Below are 20,916 nucleotides of genomic sequence, written 5' to 3'. Positions count from 1 at the left end.
TCCGTCCACGACGCAGTGGGCGAGAGAAGTGAGGAACAGCCTTCATGGGGCGTCGGCTCGTACCGCTCACGCTGGACAACCTTCCCGACCTTCCCCGGCGCTGTCGCTCCTGTGTGTTCTGGGAGCTCGACCCGGTCAGCGGTGAGGCCGCCGTCAAGAACGGAACGGCCGACCGGGAGAAGGAGGCGTGGATCTCCGGAGTGCTTCTGGAGTGGGGCTCCTGCGGGCGTGTGGTGTACGTCGACGATGTACCGGCCGGCTTTGTGCTCTACGCCCCGCCCGCCTATGTCCCGCGAGCCACCGCCTTTCCGACGAGTCCGGTCTCCTCCGACGCCGTGCAGCTGATGACGGGGTTGATCATGCCGGGGTACCGGGGGCAGGGGTTGGGACGGGTCATGGTGCAGACCGTGGCCAAGGACCTGATCCGCCGAGGCTTCAAGGCGATCGAAGCCTTTGGGGACGCCAGCTGGAAGGAGCCGGCCTGCGTACTGCCGGCCGACCATCTGCTGGCGGTGGGGTTCAAGACCGTACGGCCGCACCCGGTTCACCCCCGGCTGCGGCTGGAACTGCGTACGACGCTCTCCTGGAAGGAAGACGTCGAGATGGCTTTGGACCGGCTCCTCGGAGCGGTACAGAAGGAGCCTGCGCTGCGGCCGTTGTGAGCCGTTCCCCCGAGGCATGCGGTGAGCAGGGGCGCCGGAGCATGAGAAACGGGCCCATCCTTGGCCTTCAGTTCTAGTGGTCGTTGCAACACCCCAGTTCAAGGGGTGTCATGGACTTCGAAATCCGCAAGGACAGGAACCGGCAGGGGCGCAAGCCGTTGACCCGGGAACGGGCCGCATACTTCCAGCTCATGGAGCAGGGTTACAGCACCCGGGAAGCGGCCCGGATCGTCGGCATCGACCGCCGCACGGGCAAGAAGTGGCGCAACGGTCACAAGAGGGGCCGCAAGGCAGTTCCTCCGATCTACCCGCAGCACGGGCACGGGTCCGTGGCTGCGGGAGATCTGGAGGCGCCGTCTTGCGGCCCCTCGCGGTTTCTCCAGGAGCGCGACCGCATCCACATTGCCGACCGGCTGCGCGAGCAGGCGTCCATCCGGCAGATCGCCGCCGAGCTGGGCCGCAGCCCGTCCACCATCAGCCGCGAGATACGCCGCAACCGGCGGACCATGCCCAAGGGAGGCTGGTACTACCGGCCTCACACCGCCCAGGCCCGCGCGGACGCCCGCCGGCCCCGCCCGAAGACCGGCAAGATCGGCCACAACCCCGAACTGCGGGACTTCATCCAGGACCACCTCACGATGCGGTGGAGCCCTGAGCAGATCTGCCAGGCTCTGCGGGCACGCTTCCCCGACCGGCCGGAGATGCACGTGACCCACGAGACGATCTACCAGGCCCTCTACGTCCAGGGCCGCGGAGAACTCCGCCGGGAGCTGACCAAGTCCCTGCGCACGGGCCGGGCCCGCCGGCGTCCGCAGCGCCAGGCCCACAAGCGCACCTCCCGCCCCATCAAGGACATGGTCCTGATCAGTGAACGCCCTGCCGAAGCCGCTGACAGGGCCGTCCCCGGTCACTGGGAAGGCGACCTCATCATCGGCAAGGACGGCCGCTCCGCCATCGGCACCCTCGTCGAGCGGGCCACCCGCTACGTGATGCTCGTGCACCTGCCGATCGGGCACAGTGCTGTCGCGACCCGCAACGCGCTCGCCGCCACTGTCCAGGCCCTGCCGCCGCATCTATGGCGTTCCCTGACCTGGGACCAGGGCTCGGAGATGGCCGCCCACAAAGCCTTCACCGTGGCCACGAACATCCCCGTCTACTTCTGCGACCCGGCCAGTCCCTGGCAGCGGGGATCGAACGAGAACACCAACGGCCTGCTGCGGCAGTACTTCCCCAAGGGCACCGACCTGAGCGCTCACACCCCCGACCACCTGGAGCTCGTGGCCGCCGAACTCAACAGCCGCCCACGCAAAACGCTCGGCTGGGAAACCCCAGCCGAGCGCCTCGCTAAGCTACTGGACCTAGCCAGCTGACCAGCAGTGTTGCAACGACCCCTCGAATTCGCCGGCGGACGGGCCCGTTTCACGTGAAACAAGCAGACGCGGGTTCTGCCTTACTCGACGATGAAGCCCGAGAGCTCGCGAAGGATCGCGGCCTTCGGCTTGGCGCCCACGATGGTCTTGGCGACCTCGCCACCCTGGTAGACGTTCAGCGTCGGAATGGACATGACGCCGTACTTGGCGGCCGTGGCCGGGTTCTCGTCGATGTTGAGCTTCACGACCTCGATCTCGCCGTGCTCCGCCGCGATGGCCTCCAGCGACGGGGCGATCTGACGGCACGGGCCGCACCAGGCGGCCCAGAAGTCCACCAGAACCGGCTTGTCGCTCTTGAGGACATCCTGCTCGAAGGAGTCGTCGGTCACGTTCTTCAGGGCGCCGGCCACGGCGTCCTCCTTAACTTCGTGGGGTGTGGGTGGGGAGGTGAATGAGGCGCGGGTCAGACGGTGGCTGCGGAAGCGGCCTTCTCGTCGTCGGCGAGCGCAGCAAGGAAACGCTCGGCGTCGAGGGCGGCGGAGCAGCCGGTGCCGGCTGCGGTGATCGCCTGGCGGTAGGTGTGGTCGACGACGTCGCCGGCGCCGAAGACCCCGGTCACGTTGGTGCGCGTCGAGGGGGCGGCGACCTTGAGGTAGCCCTCGTCGTCCAGGTCGAGCTGCCCCTTGAACAGTTCGGTGCGCGGGTCGTGGCCGACGGCGATGAACAGACCGGTCACGGCCAGCTCGGACGTCTCGCCGGTCTTGGCGTTGCGGAGGGTCACCCCGGCCAGCTTCTGCTCGCCGTTGACGCCGGCGACCTCGCTGTCCCAGGCGAACTTGATCTTCGGGTCGGCGAAGGCGCGTTCCTGCATGGTCTTGGAGGCGCGCAGCGTGTCACGGCGGTGGATGATGGTGACCGACTTGGCGAAGCGCGAAAGGAAGGTCGCCTCCTCCATCGCGGTGTCGCCACCGCCGACCACGGCGATGTCCTGGTCCTTGAAGAAGAAGCCGTCGCAGGTCGCGCACCAGGAGACGCCGCGTCCGGAGAGCGCGTCCTCGTTGGGAAGACCGAGCTTGCGGTGCTGCGAGCCCGTCGTCACGATGACCGCCTTGGCACGGTGGACCGTTCCGGCGGTGTCGGTGACGGTCTTGATGTCACCGGTCAGGTCGACGGAGACCACGTCGTCGGGGACCAGCTCGGCACCGAAGCGCTCGGCCTGGGCGCGCATGTTGTCCATGAGCTCCGGGCCCATGATCCCGTCCTGAAAACCGGGGAAGTTCTCCACATCGGTGGTGTTCATGAGGGCGCCACCGGCGGTGACGGCTCCCTCGAAGACCAGCGGCTTCAGCGAGGCGCGCGCGGTGTAAAGGGCGGCTGTGTAGCCGGCCGGGCCAGAGCCAATGATGATCACATTACGCACGTCGCTCACGGGTTTCTTCCTCGTCTCTGCAGACTGCCTACTGTCCACGCCTACTGGGGCCGGTTCAACGACTCTCACCCCACCCAACGGATTTTATGGGGGATGCATTCCCGATGTGTCGGGGCGGCTGCAGTGTGCTGTCAGGGACGTGTGTAGGGGTGTGTCAGCAGCAGCTTTCCCTTGGTGGGGGGCTCGGCGCCGACACAGGCGGCATCCACCACATAGGCCTGGACGCTGGTCGGGTCCGTGGGGTGCGGCAGGACGACGAGGAACGCGGCGACGCCTTCGTAGGTGCCCTTCTCGATGGCGAGGGCGGGGGTGTCCTGCCCGATGCCCTTCGTCACGCACTCCGGAACCGTCACAGAGGGCGCGCGGAACGGGGAGTCGGACGCTGTGGAGTCGGAGGGGGCCGTCTGGAGTGAAGGCTCGCTCTGGGGGGAGGACTTCGATCCGACGGACGGGGCGTGCTCCTTGGAGCCCGAGTCCGGGGCGGTGGGCGGGGCGGCGTGCGGTTCCAGCAGAGCGTGTACCTGGTCCTGGAGAGAGGACTGGGTGAACGTGGTGGAACGGCCTTCGGCTGCGGTGTCCCGGCTCAGTGCGGGGGCGTTGCTGCTGCTCTGGGCGGCAGGCATGTTCTGGAGCAGGAAGACACCCATGCCGGCCAGGGCAGCGGCCCCGAACGCGGTGGCGAGTACGGCGGTGCGGTGCCGGTGGCGTCCGGTACGGCGACCCGGCCCGGTACCCGCACGGGCGTGCCCGGCCGGCCGGCCCGCCGATTCCGGCCGCGATGAGGAGACTGGGGCTATGGGCTGGGGCTTGGTTTCACGTGAAACATCGGCGGCCGGGCCCGATTCCGTGAGCCGGGCCAGGGCCTCGGCGGCGAGGGCGGCATCGAGGCGTTCGGCGATGACTGCAGGCATGGGCTCCGGCGTGGGCAGATCGTCGAGCAGCCCGCGGATCTCCTCCAGCGACGCGAGAACGTCTTCGCAGGGTTCGCAGACAGCGGTGTGGTCGCGCACCTCGGCGGCGCGGAGGTCGGAGAGCAGGCCCTCGGTCAGGTCGGAGATCTCCGAGACATCCGGGTGCTGGGTCATGTCGGCTGTTGATGTCATCGGTGTCCACCTCCGCCCTTCATCGCTGTGGGACCGCTGGTGTCGGTGTCTCGTGGCCCGGCTGCCGGTGGGACGGATGTTCTGCGAGTCCGGTTCCCTTGCGGCTCGGCTGCCGGTTCGCGGTCACCTCCGTCGCTGCGGAGGTGGGCCAGCAGAGGGGCCAGGCGGGCGCGTCCTCTGGCGCACCGGCTCTTCACGGTGCCCACGGGTACGTCGAGGATGTGGGCGGTCTCGGCCACCGGGTATCCCTGCATGTCCACGAGGACGAGGGCCGCGCGTTGTTCGGCGGGGAGTGTGGCTAGGGCCGCCAGGAGTTCGCGGTGGAGGTCGTGGCGCTCCGCCGGTGCCTCCGCCGACTCGTGGGGCTCCAGGAGCTGGTCCAGTCGTTCCGGATCGTCGACCGGCGAGGTTTTCCGTGACGCGGCCTTGCGGACCCGGTCGAGGCAGGCGTTCACCGTGATGCGGTGCAGCCAGGTGGTGACGGCGGACTGGCCGCGGAAGGTATGGGCGGCGCGAAAGGCGGACACCAGGGCGTCCTGGACCACGTCGGCGGCTTCCTCCCGGTCGCCCAGTGTCCGCAGGGCCACGGCCCAAAGACGGTCGCGGTGACGTCGCGCCAGCTCCCCGAAGGCTTCCGGATCACCGGCGACGTGCCGAGCCAATAGATCCTGGTCGGTCGTCCGACAAAGATCATCAGCCATTGGCTCCAAGCCCCCCCCCGCCGTCATCGACCTTACACGTATTCAAACCAGTCCGTCCCCGAAAGTAAATGACCGGTACTGCATACGCACCAATCGTTGACCCGCCTGCCTCATCTATCCGGGCTGAATAACAATCTACAGGAGGCATCCTAAGAGCTCGTAGCGTGACCTTCGACCGTTGGATTCAGCACCGCATATACCCGGCTTCTTACTTGCTCGCGGCACTTGGGCCACGAATAACAGGGAGTAATCCGTTTCGCCGGAGCCGCTAGTGTCTTGTGATCCGGTTCGTGTCAGTTCGAGTTGTTATTGACGAGTTTCCTCACTCTGGTCGCGACGAGCCGGACCTTTGCGAGGATCTCGCCGGTGGTCGCGGTCCAGGTGAAGGGTTTCGGGTTCTGGTTCCAGGAGTTGATGTAGTCGCGGATCTGCTTGACCAGGACGTGGACACTGGAGAAGGTGCCGCGACGGATGGACTGCCGGGTGATGATCCCGAACCAGATCTCGATCTGGTTCAGCCAGGAAGAGCCGACGGGGGTGAAATGGAAGTGCACGTGAGGGTTCTTCTCCAGCCACGCCATCACGTCCGGGGTGGTGTGCGTGGACAGGTTGTCCAGCACGATATGGATCTCCTTGCCGGCGTGCGGTTTCACCACCTTCTTCAGGAAGGCCAGGAAGTTCGCCCCGTTCCGGTTCGGCTTGCATTCGCCGAGTACTTCGCCGGTGGCGATATTCAGCGCGGCGAACAGGTTCGTGGTGCCGTGCCGCACGTAGTCGTGGGTGCGCTTCTCGGTGGCGGCGAAGGCCACGGGCAGCACCGGCTGGGTCCTGTCCAACGCCTGCACCTGCGTCTTCTCGTCGACCGACAGGACGACAGCGCCCCCGGGCGGGTCCAGGTACAGACCGACGATATCGGCGACCTTCTCCGCGAACGCCGGGTCTTTCGACAGTTTGAAAGTGCCCGACCGGTGCGGCTTCAGGTTCTCCTCCCGCCAGACACGGGCGATGTAGTGGAAGGACACCTTGATGCCCTCGCGCCGCTTCAGGTGATCGGCCAGTGTGCGCGTGGACCAGTGCGACAGTCCCGATTCCGGTGGCGGAGTCATCCGCGTCAGCGCGATCACCCGGCTGCGGGTCTGCGGCGGCACCTGCTCCTTTCCGCCACCGCGCTTCCTTTCCACCAGGCCCGCCACACCGTTCTCCACGTACCGGGTCCTGGTGCGGTCCACCGTTCGGGCGGACACCCCCGCCAGTTCGGCGATGTCCTTACGGCGGCGGCCCTCGCCCGCCCACAACACGATGCGGGCTCGCAGAGCCACATCCGCAGTCACATGCCGGTCCGCCGCCAACGTCCGCAATTCCGCGGCCTGTTCCGAAGAGAGGTTCACACAGTGTCCAACGAACCAAAGAGCTTCAGGTGACATGAACCAGATCACAAGACACTAGAGGGTCCGGAGTTATCTTTCGAATCACCCAGGGCCTCGGATGGTAGAGAGCTTCGACTTCTTGATGCAGATCGACTGAGTCTCTCCCGTTCTCGAAAAATGGGTAAGCTGCTAGTTCTCTGAGTCAGTAGTTCTTATGAGATAACCGACGGTTGAGCAAGTCGTCGCCGGCCAGAAAGACGAATCAGCTGCGTCGGCGGAACTGCCTGATGAAGTTGACCTCACTTGTGTGTGATGAGACCCCGACATGTGTTTGGCGCAGATGAGGATGGTGCGCACTGTGCTCTCGTATCGCTGAGGTCGAACTCGTGGAGTTGCGGGGGTCAACGCTCTGCCGTCCCTGCGATATTACCGGGTCATACGGGACCCACATGGGGGTGGGGTGATCGCCGAACGGCGTGTAGTGGTGCCGCAAGGGGGCGGTACACATAATCCCTGCCCTGCTGGCCATATTCTGCTTTCATCGGGAGCGTCGTGACAGAGGATTCCAGGCCGATATCTGCACCTGTCATTGACCTGAGCGGTTCGCGCGACCTCATCAGATCAAAGCCGTAATATACTGACACATCGCCATAAGTGCTTGTGATCGTGGTGTTTCATACCCATGGCTAAATTTGGCTGTATAAGTCGCCGACCAGCGCCGAACCGGTACTACAGCTGCCGTGACAGACTGCGTTTGGGATGATCCAAGTTGTTGCAGCTTGATGCCTTATCAAGGGGAACCTGGCGTTTTGGTCGTCTTGACAAGGCTATGTGGATCATGAAAATTTTACAGCTCCACCACAATTTCGTAGAAAGGCTTTTCATGAAAAGGGTGATTTCTTCAGTCGTCACGGTCGCGGCTACGGCGGGAGCTTTCGGTTTTATTGCAGCTCCCTCGGCGTCGGCGGTTGAGTGCACTGTCGAGTATGCGTACGACAAGATATGTCTGTTTGAGAACGGCGGCCAGTATCTCAACGGAAAGCTGAGGATCGATTTTTATTCCCGGAGTTCATGGGCGAACATCACTTACACTGGAACAAGTACGGCCCTCTATAAGGGTGACGGGGTCCTTACGAACGTCAGTGGGGCGATCAATGGGGATCCGGACAGCCGTGTGGCCATTTATTACAACTCAAACTATGCAGGCCCCTGTTTCACGATCAAGCCGAACGGTAGCGTTTTTTTCAGGAATGTAGGATTGAGTAACGGGAGGCTCGCCAACGACAATATGAACTCTCACCGATTCAATGTTACTTGCGGGTCGATCTACGGTTAGTATTAACAGTCGGCGGCGCCCTCCCTATAAAGGTGGGGCGCCCTTTTTCTTGTGAAGGTCATGAATCTCCGACGGTATTTTTTTTGCGCACTTCCAATGGTCAGTCTCTTTGTGACTGGTTGCTCTTCGGCTACTGTGCCGTCTGACCCACACACTACGCCAACAGAACGCGGTAATCCCAGATCCTCGGGAGGTGTGGTAATGCAGGGATCCGATATCAGGCTTCCCATGGACGCGTATGTGGAATCGCCTGAGCAGGCCAAAGTGAATGACCTTGCAGTTCAGGAGCTGGCCTACTTGTGCATGAAGGAACGTGGTTTCAACTGGCCTGAACCCAACGTCGCTCGCTTAGTTCATGATCGCGTAGAGTCTCGGTCTTGTGCCGAGAGATCACATAGTTGGTGAGACGTACCCGGAGCGGGTCCGGATGGGGGTGCTGTCGCGTACGTTCACGCCCGAGCTGGTCGACTTCGTGGTCGATGAGGCGGGGGCGCGCGAGGAGCGGACCCGGTCGTTGCCGGCCCGGCTGATGGTGTATTTCGTCCTGACGATGTGGCTGTTCAGCGGTGACGGATACGGCCTGGTGCTGCGGGAGTTGGTGGAGCACTGGCCGCGCCGGGCGCGGGAGGTGTGGCGTCCGGCGCGCACGGGGTCTCTGACAACGGCGCGGGCCCGGCTGGGTGCGGGGCCGCTGCGACTGCTCTTCGACCGGGTCGCCGGTTGCACCGGCACTGCGGCCACGCCGGGGGCTTTCTGGCGCGGGCTGCGGCTGACCTCCATGGACGGCACACTGCTGGACGTTCCTGACAGCGAGGCGAACGCTGCCGCCTACACCCGTGCCTCCAACGGAAATCGGCCTGGACCGTACCCGCAGGTGAGGCTCCTCGCGCTGGTGGAGTGCGGCACGAAGGCGTTGATCGGTGCGGTCTTCGACTCCTTCGCCGTCGGCGAGCGCACCTTGGCCGCCCGCCTCCTGGTGCACCTGCGGGAAGGCATCCTGTTGATGGCCGACCGGGGCTTTCCAGCCTATGAGCTGTGGCGGGCAGCCGCGGTCACCGGGGCCGAACTCCTGTGGCGGGTCTCGGATTCCTTCACCCTGCGGCCGCATGAGGTTCTGGCCGACGGCACCTTCCTCACCCGCCTGAACGGGCCGCGCGGCGCCCGGATCACCGTGCGCGCCGTGGAGTACACCGTGGTCACCACCACGATCGGCGCGGACGGCGACAGTGAGGAGACCTCGGAGCTGTTCTGCCTGATCACCACGCTCCTGGACCCCGAGGCGGCACCCGCCGCAGAGCTGGCAGAGCTGTACACCGCCCGCTGGACCAGCGAGACGATCTTCAAGCACATCAAGATCGAACAGCGGGGAGGACGCACCGCGACCCTCCGGTCCAACAGTCCCGCCATGGTCGAGCAGGAACTGTGGGCCATGCTCTGCGTCTACCAGGCCGTACACGACCTGGCCGTGGACGCCGCCCACCACGCGAACCTCCCCGTCTCGCACATCAGCTTCAAGAACACCCTCGCCGCCGCCCGACGTTCCGTCGGCGCGGACTTTCCCCCCTCGGCAACTGGCCGCCAGGATCCGTGACATCCAGGCCGACCTGACCCGCGAGGCCGTCCGTCCCCGCCCCGGACGTGCCGCACCCCGCGCCACCAAACGCAGCACCACCGGATACCGCACCCTCAAACCGGACGAGCCCGCCACCACCAAGGTCACCCACACGATCAGCCTCTCGCTCTTCCCCGAAGAACGACGACCACGCAAGCCGCGGGCGAAGCCGAGACCCCTGCAACTCGCCCCGCAGGAAACGACGTCACCGACACTCAAAGACATGGCGACGGCCATCTAATAGAGCGACGTTGGGCCTGAACCAGTAACAACTAAGATAGATGGAATGCCTCAATCCCCCATGAACGCCCGTCGGTACGGTGTCATAGAGGAATCAGAGGTGCGTAAGTGGGGCTACCATCCGCCTTCTGATCCTGAGTCTTCTGATCCTGAGTCTGATTCTCTGGATCGCAAGAATTCCGAGGAGGAATTTAAGCCAACTCCCAGGTCTATTGAGGCATACACGGGGAGGGCGCCTGATGAGGATTTGAGTAACGAAAGGATCCCATCCAAGAAAGGTTGCTTGGGGCAGGCGCAGAGGGAAATTTTTGGGGAAAGGGAAGAAGGATCAAAATGGAGGGAACTGCTGAAGTATCATTCTCGATCCTTCCTCGATGCGAGTCGAGATTCCAATGTCATCAAGGCGATGGCTCGATGGAAAACCTGCATGGAAGGTCTTGGATACAAGTATGCTGATATTTGGGAAGCGAATAATGATCCCAGATGGCAGGTGAGTGAGGCTAGCGCTACGGAAATATCGACTGCAATAAATGATGTGCAATGCAAGGGGAAGTCTCGCATTGCCGAAATTCTGCTATCTGTGGAGACCGAGCTTCAGTCGGATTACATTCGAAAAAATGCGGCAGAATTCTCCAAGATCAAACTCGATCTTGTGAAGGCCTATGAGAATTCACTTGACGTGGTGAGAACTTCCGATCTGCGCGCTGACGAGTGAAGATCACTGGTATGCCTCGTGGTGAAGTTTGCCAGGGCCATGGCCAACGTCGCTCTATTAGATGGCCGTCGCCATGTCTTTGAGTGTCGGTGACGTCGTTTCCTGCGGGGCGAGTTGCAGGGGTCTCGGCTTCGCCCGCGGCTTGCGTGGTCGTCGTTCTTCGGGGAAGAGCGAGAGGCTGATCGTGTGGGTGACCTTGGTGGTGGCGGGCTCGTCCGGTTTGAGGGTGCGGTATCCGGTGGTGCTGCGTTTGGTGGCGCGGGGTGCGGCACGTCCGGGGCGGGGACGGACGGCCTCGCGGGTCAGGTCGGCCTGGATGTCACGGATCCTGGCGGCCAGTTGCCGAGGGGGGAAAGTCCGCGCCGACGGAACGTCGGGCGGCGGCGAGGGTGTTCTTGAAGCTGATGTGCGAGACGGGGAGGTTCGCGTGGTGGGCGGCGTCCACGGCCAGGTCGTGTACGGCCTGGTAGACGCAGAGCATGGCCCACAGTTCCTGCTCGACCATGGCGGGACTGTTGGACCGGAGGGTCGCGGTGCGTCCTCCCCGCTGTTCGATCTTGATGTGCTTGAAGATCGTCTCGCTGGTCCAGCGGGCGGTGTACAGCTCTGCCAGCTCTGCGGCGGGTGCCGCCTCGGGGTCCAGGAGCGTGGTGATCAGGCAGAACAGCTCCGAGGTCTCCTCACTGTCGCCGTCCGCGCCGATCGTGGTGGTGACCACGGTGTACTCCACGGCGCGCACGGTGATCCGGGCGCCGCGCGGCCCGTTCAGGCGGGTGAGGAAGGTGCCGTCGGCCAGAACCTCATGCGGCCGCAGGGTGAAGGAATCCGAGACCCGCCACAGGAGTTCGGCCCCGGTGACCGCGGCTGCCCGCCACAGCTCATAGGCTGGAAAGCCCCGGTCGGCCATCAACAGGATGCCTTCCCGCAGGTGCACCAGGAGGCGGGCGGCCAAGGTGCGCTCGCCGACGGCGAAGGAGTCGAAGACCGCACCGATCAACGCCTTCGTGCCGCACTCCACCAGCGCGAGGAGCCTCACCTGCGGGTACGGTCCAGGCCGATTTCCGTTGGAGGCACGGGTGTAGGCGGCAGCGTTCGCCTCGCTGTCAGGAACGTCCAGCAGTGTGCCGTCCATGGAGGTCAGCCGCAGCCCGCGCCAGAAAGCCCCCGGCGTGGCCGCAGTGCCGGTGCAACCGGCGACCCGGTCGAAGAGCAGTCGCAGCGGCCCCGCACCCAGCCGGGCCCGCGCCGTTGTCAGAGACCCCGTGCGCGCCGGACGCCACACCTCCCGCGCCCGGCGCGGCCAGTGCTCCACCAACTCCCGCAGCACCAGGCCGTATCCGTCACCGCTGAACAGCCACATCGTCAGGACGAAATACACCATCAGCCGGGCCGGCAACGACCGGGTCCGCTCCTCGCGCGCCCCCGCCTCATCGACCACGAAGTCGACCAGCTCGGGCGTGAACGTACGCGACAGCACCCCCATCCGGACCCGCTCCGGGTACGTCTCACCAACTATGTGATCTCTCGGCACAAGACCGAGACTCTACGCGATCATGAACTAAGCGAGCGACGTTGGGGCCATGGCGGCGTGGGCGAGTGACGTCAGGAAACGAGGTAACCAGGTGCGTCAAGGGTGGCATCAGGGCGGACATGAGTCTTCTTGCTCCGACCGGTCCGCAGTACTACCGCAAGAGGAAGGCTCATGCCGCAGCCCTACTGCCACTCGATCGGACCCGATCAGAATTACCAAGTGGAACCCGCCGCGTAGGGCAGGTCGAGGGGGCCCCGTCCGAGAATTCACCTAATGTGGCGAGGTGCCAAGGAATGAGACATCGGTTATTCCTTGTTTGTATCCGGCCTGACTGTATTGATCGCCATCGGCGTACGGCGCGGCAGTTATCCACAGAAGTACATAGCGTGATTTCACAGGGGTTTTTGCTTGTGGCTTCATCAGGGTGATCGACGTCGTCGACTCGGCGATTTTTCTCAGCGAGGTGATGGGTTTCGCAGGTGTCAACGAATCCACTGCATAAAGCGAGATCTTGGTGTGATCGCCTCCGTATCGGAGTGCGATGGAGGCACCCGAGACGTTCTGAGGCGAGCCGAGATCATAAATGATGCCGACTCCCTTCTTGAACGGGGCGAGTACAGGGCCGTCGTAGTAGGTCTTGGTACGCCAGAACGACGTGCGGTCCTTGTCGTAGGTGCTTGTGACACCGTCGATGTTCTGTGGCGACCCGTCCGGATAGAACTCGCTGGCGGTGCGGATGGGCAGGATTTTCGGTGTTGCCTGCTTGGCATGCCCCTTTTCACCGTCCGGGTTGGTCTGGGTGGTGCCGGGGTCGTCGCTCGAGTTGTTGTTGCGGTCGATGAGTGTTTCGGCGAGCTGCCAGCTGCCCAGGCCCAGTGCGGCGATCAGCAGTGCGGAGACGGCCCACTTCAGGGCTCGCCCGGTGCGGCTCTGCAGCGGGGCCGGCGGCACGGGGACGACGGGCTGGGTCACCCCGGCGCCGGGCATGGCCGGCCTGCCGTACGTGCCCTGCTGGTAGGTGGTCCGCTGGTACTCGGGCGGGGCGGTGAAGACGGGCTCGGGCGGCCGGATGCGGGGCATCGCCGCCACGGCCTTGGCCAGCTCGTCCGGTGTGGTGCAGGGCTGTTCCTGGCGGGACGCGGTGGCCCCGTCGTTGGCGAGGGCCCGCATGGCGATCTCGGACAGGCCTCGGTGCACCCCCGCCCGCACCTGGTCGGGCGGGAGCAGACCCATGCCCTTGGGCAGCCCGGTGAGCCCGTACGCGTCGCTCTCGTACGGCCAGCGCTGGGTCAGCGCGGCGTACAGCAGGGCGCCGATGGCCTCTGTGTCGGCGCGCTGGGGGCCGTCGGAGGTGATGCCCCGCAGCGCGGCGTTCACCGCGAGGCCGCGGATGCGGTACTGGCCGGACGAACTGCGCAGCACCGCGCCGGGGGTCAGTCTGAGGTGGGCCAGGCCCTCCCGGTGTGCGGCGGCCATGGCCTGGGAGACCTGGCTGACGAGCTGGTAGGCGTCATGGGCGTCCATCGGGCCGGCGCCGAACAGGGCCGTCAGCTCGGTGGCGTCGGGGAGCCATTCGTGGACGACGTAGACGAGGTCGTCCTCCTCGACGGCGTCGAGGACCTGGACGAAGCGTGGGTCGCCCAGCAGGGCGGCGGACCGGGCGGCGGCCAGGACGGAGCGGGCCCTGGGGTGGTCCGCGGTGAGCAGGTGGACGCCGACCGCGCGGCGCAGCTTCTCGTCCACGGCCCGCCAGCTGCTGAAGCCGTCCAGCCGGGTGACGCACTCCTCCAGCCGGTAGCGGCGGGCCAGTCTGTGTCCGCTGTGCAGGTCCGGGGCGGCCGGGTAAGTCTCGGAAGCGGTCTGCCCGCCGTCCTCCCCCTGGGAGTCCGTGTCCGCCGCGTCCTGCGCTTCTGCCGTCCCGTCGGTCGTGGCCTCGTCCGCCTTGGCGGTCAGCGGCTCGTCCCCGCTGTCTGCGGCCACGTCGACGGCGGCCGTGCTACGTTCCGCCACCGTCGTTCCTGCCTCCCCATCCGTTGCGCGATGCCAGCCAGCTCTGCACAGTCACGCCAATTGTGCCCACACTCCGGCGCTATGCACGACACGCGGAGACCGGCGATGGTTGTGCGGTGCGGCCGTTCTCAGCGGCCGAGCCGTCCCCTGACCATGCCGACCATGCCGTTGATCTCCTCGATGCGCATCCTCTTGGCGGCGACGAAGAACACTCCCAGGAGCAGGGCCCCGCCGCACACCAGAGCGACGAGCGAACCGAGCGCGCCGTTCCCCAGCACGTTCAGCAGCCCGAAGCCGACCGCCCCGCCCACCACGGTGGCGGGCAGCGCGGCGAGGCACAGCCGGGCGTAGGTGCGGACGACGTGCGCGCCGTCCAGGTCGCCGCCCAGGCGGTTGCGCAGCCGGCGCCAGGCGATCCCGACGCCCACCGCGTACGCGAGGCCGTAGGAGGCCGCCATGCCGACCACGGCCCAGCGGGCGGGCAGGACGACGTAGCAGAGGGCCGAGGCCGCCGCGTTGACCAGAGCGACGATGACGGTGTTGTAGAAGGGCGTACGGGTGTCCTCGTACGCGTAGAACCCGCGCAGCACCACGTACTGCACGGAGTACGGGATCAGGCCGAGGCCGAAGGCCATCAGGATGAAGCCCATGGAGCGGGCGGCCTCGGGGCCGGTGGAGGCGTAGAGCAGGGTGCACATCGGAACGCCCAGGGCGAGGAACGCGAAGGCGACCGGCACGATGGCCACGGCGGAGTTGCGCAGCCCCTGCGAGATGTCGTCGCGGACGGCGCCCGGGTCGTTGTCGTGGGCGGCGCGGGAGATGCGGGGCAGCAGGGCGGCCATGACCGAGACGGTGATGATCGCCTGCGGCATGCCCCAGATCAGCTGGGCGTTGGAATAGGCGAGGAAGCCCGCTCCGTCCGTACCCGAGGCCTTGCCGGCCGAGGTCGCGAGCTGGGTGACGACGAGCACACCGGCCTGGTTGGCGAAGACGAACAGGACCGTCCACTTGGCGAGCTTGACCGTCTTGCCGAGCCCGTGGCCCTTCCAGTCGAACCGGGGGCGGAAGCGGAACCCGGCCTCGCGGAGGTACGGGATCATGGCCAGCGCCTGGACGACCAGGCCGAGCAGGGTGCCGATGCCCAGGAGGCGCACCCCGTCCGGCGGGATCGTGTCCACACCCATCTGGGACTCGTGGGAGGTGCCGTAGACCCAGATGAACATGCCGAAGGTGAAGATCATGACGATGTTGTTCAGGACCGGGGTCCACATCATCGCGCCGAACTTGCCGCGGGCGTTGAGGATCTGGCCCATCACGACGTGCACACCCATGAAGAAGATGGTGGGCAGGCAGTAGCGGGCGAAGGTGACGGCGACGCTGTTGGCCGCCGGTTCGTCCGCGATCGTCGAGGACATCAGCCGGATGAGCCAGGGAGCCGCGAAGACCGCCACGGCGACGATCAGGCCGAGAGCGACCATCACCAGGGTCAGCAGCCGGTTGGCGTACGCCTCGCCGCCGTCCTTGTCCTCCTTCATGGAGCGGACGAGCTGCGGGACGAAGACGGAGTTGAGGCCGCCGCCCACGGTGAGGATGTAGATCATCGTGGGCAGCGTGTAGGGGATGGTGAAGCTGTCACCGAGCAACGCGGCGCCGAGTGCCGCGGTGATCACGAGGCTGCGGACGAAGCCGGTGAGGCGCGAGACGAGCGTGCCGGCCGCCATGACCGCACTGGACTTCAGCAGGCCGGAGGCGCGGCCCCCGGACTTGGGCGGCGCGGGGGCGGGCTCGGGCTGTGCGGGTGCCGGGGAGGCGGCGGGGCCTTCCTGGTCCCGGAAGAGGTGGGCGAAGGCGTCGGGCTCGTCGTGGTCGGCGGAGGCCTGCGTGACGAGATCGTCCACGCCGACGAACTGGGTCGTCGCGGCGTTGTCGCCGTACGGGAGGTGGCGGGAGGGTCCGGCGGGCTCGGGCGGCGGGGTCTGCGCCCAGATCCGGGGGTCGGGGGCGTACTGGGCGGCCGGGGGCTGCTGGTAGAGCGGCTGCGGCTGCTGGTAGGTGCCCGGGGGCGGCGGCGGGTGCGCGGCACGGTCGTACAGCGCCTCGTTCACCGGGTCCTGGGCGGAGAGGTCCTGCGCCCGGTAGGGGTCGTAGTCGTACGCGGACTGCAGATACGGGTCCGGTGCCGGCTGCTGTTCCGGCCCAGGGGGCACCGGAGGACCGCCGGAGTAGCCGGCCCCGCCCGTACCCTGACCGCGGTCACCGTCGTACGGCGCGTTCATCGAAACCCCACCTCATCGTCCCCGGCCGACCGGCCACGACAGACATCGCTCAACGGTCCACTTTCTCACCCGTGCCGGACGGCTCCGTGCTTTCGGGACCGGTGTCCGGCGTCGGGTCACTCGGCTGCTCGGGTTCACCGCCGCCGTCGCCCGTCGCGCCGCCCGCGTTGGCGCGCTTGCGGTGTGCATACATCCTGATGCCCGCCAGGACCAGCAGCAGCAACCCGCCGGCGATCACCAGGAGCACCGTCGGGGTGATCTCGGAGACCTTCACGGTGAAGGCCATTTCCTCACCGTAGGGGGTGCCGTCCTTCGTGTAGAGCTGTGCGGTCATCTGGACCTGGCCATTGATGTTGGCCGCCGCGTCGAACTTGACCGACTGGCTGTGCCCGGCGCCGATCCGGATGGGCTGCTCCGCGATGCTCCCGCCGTCGTTCAGCTTGAGCCGGGTCGCGTTGTCCGACTTCAGTCGCAGCACCAGGTTCTCCACGTCCTGGAGCAACCTGTTCTGCACGGTCACGGGGATCGTGGCGCTGCGCCCGGACAGGGTGATGTCGGACTTCGGGACGAGCTGCACCTCGCCGACGAGCCCCTGCAGATAGGTGCGCACCGAGTCCCGGTACTGCTGGGCCTTCAGCGGCTTGCCCCGCCATGTGGTGGACATGGACCGGTTGACGGCGTTGCCGAAGGGCGTCACGACCCGCTCGGGGTGGGTGAGGATGACCTGGAAGTTGTCGAGCGAGGACTGAATGGACTTGATGTCCTGGAACGCCTGGGAAAGCAGCTCCTGGTGGCGCAGCTTCTTCGGGTACCGGGAGGCGGGGGGCACCTTGGTGGTGGCCTCGGTGTCCGGTTCGGTGGTGGACGCGCGGGTCAGATCCTGGGCCCGGGTCCAGCGGTCGTCGTTCAGTACATGGAGGGCACGGGCCATCGACTGTGCCTGGGCGATCGTCGGCATGCGCTGGGGCGCGACGACGACGGAGCGTTCCTTGTCCGTGTCCTGCTCGGCCAGGGCGAGGGTGAGGGCCAGGAACTTCTGTACGGCGAGCGTGGAGTTCCCCGCGTTGCCCATGTCGCCCTGGAAGGCCGTGGAGAGCCGTGCGTCGGCGACCACCGCCGTGGTGCCGCCGCCGATGGGGCGGGCCGCGGAGGGCGTGTACGTGAGGTTCCCGGTCTCTTCGAGACTGTCGCTGCGGGCGATCACGTGATGGGCGCCGGCCGAGGTGGCGACGTCCACGATCGACGGATCCACCGCGCCGTCCACCGGCCATGCGAAGTCGGTCGAGGGCTTCAGGTGGAGGATCGTCTCCACCGTCATCGCGGCGACCTCGCTGGCGTTCTGCAGATGGCTGAGAGTGCCCGAGACGTTCTTGCCCCGGTGGGCGATGGAGGCCAGGTCCGGGTCGCCGAAGGGCAGGGCCACGACCTTGCCCTCGGAGACGGCGGCCTCCAGCGAGGTGAGCCACTTCTTGGCGACCGCCTGGTTGGTCCCGGCGACGGTGGTGTCGCCCGACCTGACCCGGTACGGCTTGGTCATCGCGTCGACGCTCGCCAGCAGGTCGGGATCGATGACCCAGGTCACGGGCAGCTGCCTGCCCAGCGACACCATCTGCTCCAGGCGGCCGCCCGGTGCGATCTCGGCGGCGAGGTCGTCGTCGGCGAACACCGGGGTCTGCTGCTCGTCCGAGCCGGTCTCCGCCGTGAGGTGCGAGGAGGCGATCAGCGGCCAGAGGTAGCTGAGGCCGATCCTGGAGTCGCTCTCCCCGTCCTGCCACGGCAGAAAGGTCCGCTCGATGCCGAGCACCTGGTCGTACACGGTGTGCGAGGTGCGACCGGTCAGAGAGACACCCAGCTGGTACACGCCGTCGTCCCCGAGCCCCAGCTTGCTGACGGGCACCGAGAGCGTGAAGTCCTGGCTGATACCCGAGCGCAGCTTGTCGATCTCGACCGTGTACTTGCCGCCGATCGGATACGGGTCCGAGCCGGGCAGGTATCCCGTGCGGCGGTCGGCCGTGTCGATGGCGGTCCGGCTGTAGAGCCGGGGGCCGACCCGAAGGTCCACCTGGGCGTCGGTGACCGTCTCCTTGCCCTTGTTGGTCAGGGTGCCGGAGATCCGCAACGTGTCCCCTTTCTCAGGGGCGCTGGGAGTCAGCTCGTCCAGCGCGATCGCGACCGTGCTGGAACCTGTCGGGGCCTTGCTCGCCGCCTCTGCGCGGGCCTGCGGCGCGGCGGCACCGGCCAGCAGGGCTGCGACGAGCGGAGCCCCGGCGAGCACGGCGGCTGTGCGCCGCAGCCACCGGCGGGCAGGAGAGGGATGCATCCCCTGGATGTGTGCCGCCTCGGCCACGCGTACCCGTCCCTCGTCTTCGTCAGCTGCTGTCGAGCATCGTCCGTTGCTGCGTCCCCGCATGGTAACGAGGTGCGCGGGGGCTAAGTGCTGGGGTGTCTGCCGCATGATCGGGAGAGTCTCGCAGGGCGGGGGAAATGCGTGACGCCCGGACCGGCCGGGGCACGTACCCTTTTCTGTTGTGCCGAATGCCAACGAAGACAACCCCAGCGCCCTGACCCAGGTGCAGCACCGCGCAGTCAGCGAACTGCTGCGGGTCTCCCCGGTCGCCGACGACCTCGCCCGCCGATTTCAGGATGCCGGGTTCAGTCTCGCACTGGTCGGCGGATCGGTTCGTGACGCACTTCTCGGCCGGCTGGGGAACGACCTGGACTTCACGACCGACGCCCGCCCCGAGGCCGTGCTGAAGATCGTCAGGCCATGGGCCGACTCCGTGTGGGAGGTCGGCATCGCCTTCGGCACGGTGGGGGCCCAGAAGAACGGCTACCAGATCGAGGTCACCACGTACCGGTCGGAGGCGTACGACCGGACCTCGCGCAAGCCGGAGGTGTCCTACGGCGACTCCATCGAGGACGACCTCGTGCGCCGCGACTTCACGGTCAACGCCATGGCCGTCGCCCTGCCCGAGAAGGACTTCATTGACCCCCACGGGGGCCTGGAGGACCTGTCCGAGCGGGTGCTGCGCACTCCAGGTACGCCCGAGGAGTCCTTCTCCGACGATCCGCTGCGCATGCTTCGTGCGGCACGGTTCGCCGCGCAGCTCGACTTCCAGGTCGCTCCCGAGGTCGTCACCGCCATGACGGAGATGGCCGGCCGGATCGAGATCGTCTCCGCCGAGCGGGTGCGCGAGGAGCTGAACAAGCTGCTGCTCTCCGCGCACCCCCGGAAGGGCCTGTCCCTCCTCGTGGAGACCGGGCTCGCTCAGCAGGTGCTGCCCGAGCTGCCGGCGCTGCGGCTGGAGAGCGACGAGCACCACCGGCACAAGGACGTGTACGAGCACTCGCTGACCGTCCTGGAGCAGGCGATCGACCTGGAGGCGGACGGGCCTGATCTCGTTCTGCGCCTGGCAGCCCTGCTGCACGACATCGGTAAGCCGAGGACGCGGCGGTTCGAGAAGGACGGGCGGGTCTCCTTCCACCACCACGAGGTGGTGGGCGCCAAGATGACCAAGAAGCGCATGACGGCGCTCAAGTACTCCAACGAGATGGTCAAGGACGTCTCGAAGCTGGTGGAGCTGCATCTGCGCTTCCACGGCTATGGGGACGGCGAGTGGACCGACTCCGCGGTGCGCCGTTATGTAAGGGACGCCGGACCGCTCCTGGAGCGGCTGCACAAGCTGACCCGGTCCGACTGCACCACCAGGAACAAGCGCAAGGCCGCCGCCCTCTCGCGCACCTATGACGGGCTGGAGGAGCGCATCGCCCAGCTGAAGGGCCAGGAGGAGCTGGACGCCATCCGGCCGGACCTGAACGGCAACGAGATCATGCAGATCCTGGGCGTGGGGCCTGGCCCGGTCATCGGCAAGGCATACGCGTTCCTGCTGGAGCTGCGGCTGGAGAACGGGCCGCTGGAGCATGAGCAGGCGGTTGAGGAACTGAAGAAGTGGTGGGCGGCGCAGAGCTGAAGCCCTGCCGCGCTCCCCTCTGTGTGTGTCGGAGGTGCTCATGTTTCACGTGAAACATGAGCACCTCCGCGTATGCCGAGGGCGTTGTTTCACGTGAAACAACGCCCTCGGTGGTGTGCTGAGGCAGCCGCTCAGTCGGCCGTCTTGAGCGGCGTCAGGCAGAGCACCACACTGCTCCGGCTCTTACGACGGCCCGAACTCTCGGTGTAGGCGACGTACTTCTCCGCGTCGCACAGGTCCGTGTCCGTCGTGTTGTCGTGAACTTCCTCGACCCGGTACTCCGCAGCGGACGAGCCGCAGTCGGCGGACTTCATGTCCGGGTTGAAGTTGGTCCCCTTGTTCTCCAGGCAGTCGCCCACCGCAGCGGCCTTGGCGTCGGACTCGAATATCTCGGACCAGCCGAACTTCAGGCCGATGAGTACGACGATGCCCACGACGATGATGATGATGTTCCGCGTGGCGAGGAACGCCTTCTTACCGCCGGACGGCTGCGAAGGCCCCTGGGGGCCGCCCCAGCCCTGCGGCTGCGGCTGGCCCTGGTGCGGGGGATACGGCTCTGCTGGGGAGCGCCCCAGCCCTGCTGCGGCTGTTGG

At 66.4% G+C, this 20,916-nt stretch carries 16 protein-coding genes; 6 read left to right on the top strand and 10 right to left on the bottom strand.

What is annotated here, in order from left to right:
• Nucleotides 1-44 precede the first annotated feature (44 nt).
• Nucleotides 45-662 carry a GNAT family N-acetyltransferase gene (locus tag DNK56_RS00690; RefSeq protein ID WP_111329665.1) on the top strand — a complete coding sequence of 206 codons (618 nt, stop codon included), beginning with the start codon at nucleotides 45-47 and terminating at the stop codon, nucleotides 660-662.
• A 110-nt stretch (nucleotides 663-772) separates the two neighbouring features.
• The gene (locus DNK56_RS00685; protein ID WP_111329663.1) at nucleotides 773-2,032 is read left to right on the top strand and encodes an IS30 family transposase; all 1,260 of its coding nucleotides are present in this window, start codon (nucleotides 773-775) and stop codon (nucleotides 2,030-2,032) included.
• A gap of 80 nt (nucleotides 2,033-2,112) precedes the next feature.
• Here DNK56_RS00685 and trxA read toward each other — a convergent pair whose 3' ends face one another.
• The 5 genes from trxA to DNK56_RS00660 all read right to left on the bottom strand — a co-directional run bounded on the left by trxA (nucleotide 2,113) and on the right by DNK56_RS00660 (nucleotide 6,584).
• Nucleotides 2,113-2,442 carry a thioredoxin gene (gene trxA, locus DNK56_RS00680; protein ID WP_111329661.1) on the bottom strand — a complete coding sequence of 110 codons (330 nt, stop codon included), beginning with the start codon at nucleotides 2,440-2,442 and terminating at the stop codon, nucleotides 2,113-2,115.
• 53 nt (nucleotides 2,443-2,495) lie between these two features.
• On the bottom strand, nucleotides 2,496-3,461 hold the full coding sequence (gene trxB, locus DNK56_RS00675) for a thioredoxin-disulfide reductase (RefSeq protein ID WP_111329659.1): 966 nt from the start codon (nucleotides 3,459-3,461) through the stop codon (nucleotides 2,496-2,498).
• 131 nt (nucleotides 3,462-3,592) lie between these two features.
• Nucleotides 3,593-4,564: an anti-sigma factor family protein gene (locus DNK56_RS00670; protein ID WP_111329657.1), complete on the bottom strand. Its 972-nt coding sequence runs from the start codon at nucleotides 4,562-4,564 to the stop codon at nucleotides 3,593-3,595.
• Nucleotides 4,561-5,265, bottom strand: a complete 705-nt coding sequence (gene sigM / locus DNK56_RS00665; protein ID WP_111335301.1) for an RNA polymerase sigma factor SigM — start codon at nucleotides 5,263-5,265, stop codon at nucleotides 4,561-4,563. Before sigM ends, DNK56_RS00670 begins: the two co-directional genes overlap by 4 nt.
• 293 nt (nucleotides 5,266-5,558) lie before the next feature.
• Nucleotides 5,559-6,584, bottom strand: a complete 1,026-nt coding sequence (locus DNK56_RS00660; RefSeq protein WP_241989709.1) for an IS630 family transposase — start codon at nucleotides 6,582-6,584, stop codon at nucleotides 5,559-5,561.
• An 820-nt stretch (nucleotides 6,585-7,404) separates the two neighbouring features.
• Between DNK56_RS00660 and DNK56_RS34605 the strand changes: the two genes are divergently transcribed.
• From DNK56_RS34605 to DNK56_RS34600, 3 genes are all read left to right on the top strand, one after another.
• Nucleotides 7,405-7,968 (top strand): hypothetical protein, encoded by a 564-nt coding sequence (locus DNK56_RS34605; protein WP_146610538.1) that lies wholly within the window; start codon nucleotides 7,405-7,407, stop codon nucleotides 7,966-7,968.
• Nucleotides 7,969-8,395: 427 nt separating this feature from the next.
• Nucleotides 8,396-9,559: an IS4 family transposase gene (locus DNK56_RS00655; RefSeq protein ID WP_111329449.1), complete on the top strand. Its 1,164-nt coding sequence runs from the start codon at nucleotides 8,396-8,398 to the stop codon at nucleotides 9,557-9,559.
• 361 nt (nucleotides 9,560-9,920) lie between these two features.
• The gene (locus tag DNK56_RS34600; protein WP_146610478.1) at nucleotides 9,921-10,535 is read left to right on the top strand and encodes a hypothetical protein; all 615 of its coding nucleotides are present in this window, start codon (nucleotides 9,921-9,923) and stop codon (nucleotides 10,533-10,535) included.
• A gap of 319 nt (nucleotides 10,536-10,854) precedes the next feature.
• On the opposite strand, the gene DNK56_RS00650 is transcribed toward DNK56_RS34600, so the two are convergent.
• The 4 genes from DNK56_RS00650 to DNK56_RS00635 all read right to left on the bottom strand — a co-directional run bounded on the left by DNK56_RS00650 (nucleotide 10,855) and on the right by DNK56_RS00635 (nucleotide 18,699).
• Nucleotides 10,855-12,018, bottom strand: coding sequence for an IS4 family transposase (locus tag DNK56_RS00650; RefSeq protein ID WP_111329449.1), 1,164 nt, complete (start codon nucleotides 12,016-12,018; stop codon nucleotides 10,855-10,857).
• 318 nt (nucleotides 12,019-12,336) lie between these two features.
• Nucleotides 12,337-14,076 (bottom strand): protein kinase family protein, encoded by a 1,740-nt coding sequence (locus DNK56_RS00645; protein ID WP_111329446.1) that lies wholly within the window; start codon nucleotides 14,074-14,076, stop codon nucleotides 12,337-12,339.
• A gap of 128 nt (nucleotides 14,077-14,204) precedes the next feature.
• Entirely contained in the window at nucleotides 14,205-16,352 is a 2,148-nt protein-coding gene (gene murJ / locus DNK56_RS00640) for a murein biosynthesis integral membrane protein MurJ (protein WP_111329444.1), read from the bottom strand.
• Nucleotides 16,353-16,401: 49 nt separating this feature from the next.
• Complete coding sequence (locus tag DNK56_RS00635) at nucleotides 16,402-18,699, bottom strand: DUF6049 family protein (RefSeq protein ID WP_199563677.1); 2,298 nt, start codon at nucleotides 18,697-18,699, stop codon at nucleotides 16,402-16,404.
• A gap of 181 nt (nucleotides 18,700-18,880) precedes the next feature.
• Here DNK56_RS00635 and DNK56_RS00630 point away from each other — a divergent pair, with 181 nt between their 5' ends.
• The gene (locus DNK56_RS00630; protein ID WP_111329441.1) at nucleotides 18,881-20,323 is read left to right on the top strand and encodes a CCA tRNA nucleotidyltransferase; all 1,443 of its coding nucleotides are present in this window, start codon (nucleotides 18,881-18,883) and stop codon (nucleotides 20,321-20,323) included.
• Between the two features lie 131 nt (nucleotides 20,324-20,454).
• Here DNK56_RS00630 and DNK56_RS35670 read toward each other — a convergent pair whose 3' ends face one another.
• Nucleotides 20,455-20,757: an LppU/SCO3897 family protein gene (locus DNK56_RS35670; protein ID WP_241989700.1), complete on the bottom strand. Its 303-nt coding sequence runs from the start codon at nucleotides 20,755-20,757 to the stop codon at nucleotides 20,455-20,457.
• Between the last annotated feature and the right edge of the window lie 159 nt (nucleotides 20,758-20,916).

The sequence above is a fragment of the Streptomyces sp. AC1-42W genome, from assembly GCF_003248355.1.
GTDB lineage: Bacteria > Actinomycetota > Actinomycetes > Streptomycetales > Streptomycetaceae > Streptomyces.
The sequence above is the reverse complement of the archived record's forward strand: the minus strand, read 5'-3'. Positions and strand labels throughout refer to the sequence as shown.

Bases quoted from the DNA above. Each gene is read 5' to 3' on its own strand.
- DNK56_RS00690 (WP_111329665.1), top strand. From the start codon at position 45: ATGGGGCGTCGGCTCGTACCGCTCACGCTGGACAACCTTCCCGACCTT.
- DNK56_RS00670 (WP_111329657.1), bottom strand. From the start codon at position 4,564: ATGACATCAACAGCCGACATGACCCAGCACCCGGATGTCTCGGAGATC.
- DNK56_RS00685 (WP_111329663.1), top strand. From the start codon at position 773: ATGGACTTCGAAATCCGCAAGGACAGGAACCGGCAGGGGCGCAAGCCG.
- murJ (WP_111329444.1), bottom strand. From the start codon at position 16,352: ATGAACGCGCCGTACGACGGTGACCGCGGTCAGGGTACGGGCGGGGCC.
- DNK56_RS00655 (WP_111329449.1), top strand. From the start codon at position 8,396: ATGGGGGTGCTGTCGCGTACGTTCACGCCCGAGCTGGTCGACTTCGTG.
- sigM (WP_111335301.1), bottom strand. From the start codon at position 5,265: ATGGCTGATGATCTTTGTCGGACGACCGACCAGGATCTATTGGCTCGG.
- DNK56_RS00650 (WP_111329449.1), bottom strand. From the start codon at position 12,018: ATGGGGGTGCTGTCGCGTACGTTCACGCCCGAGCTGGTCGACTTCGTG.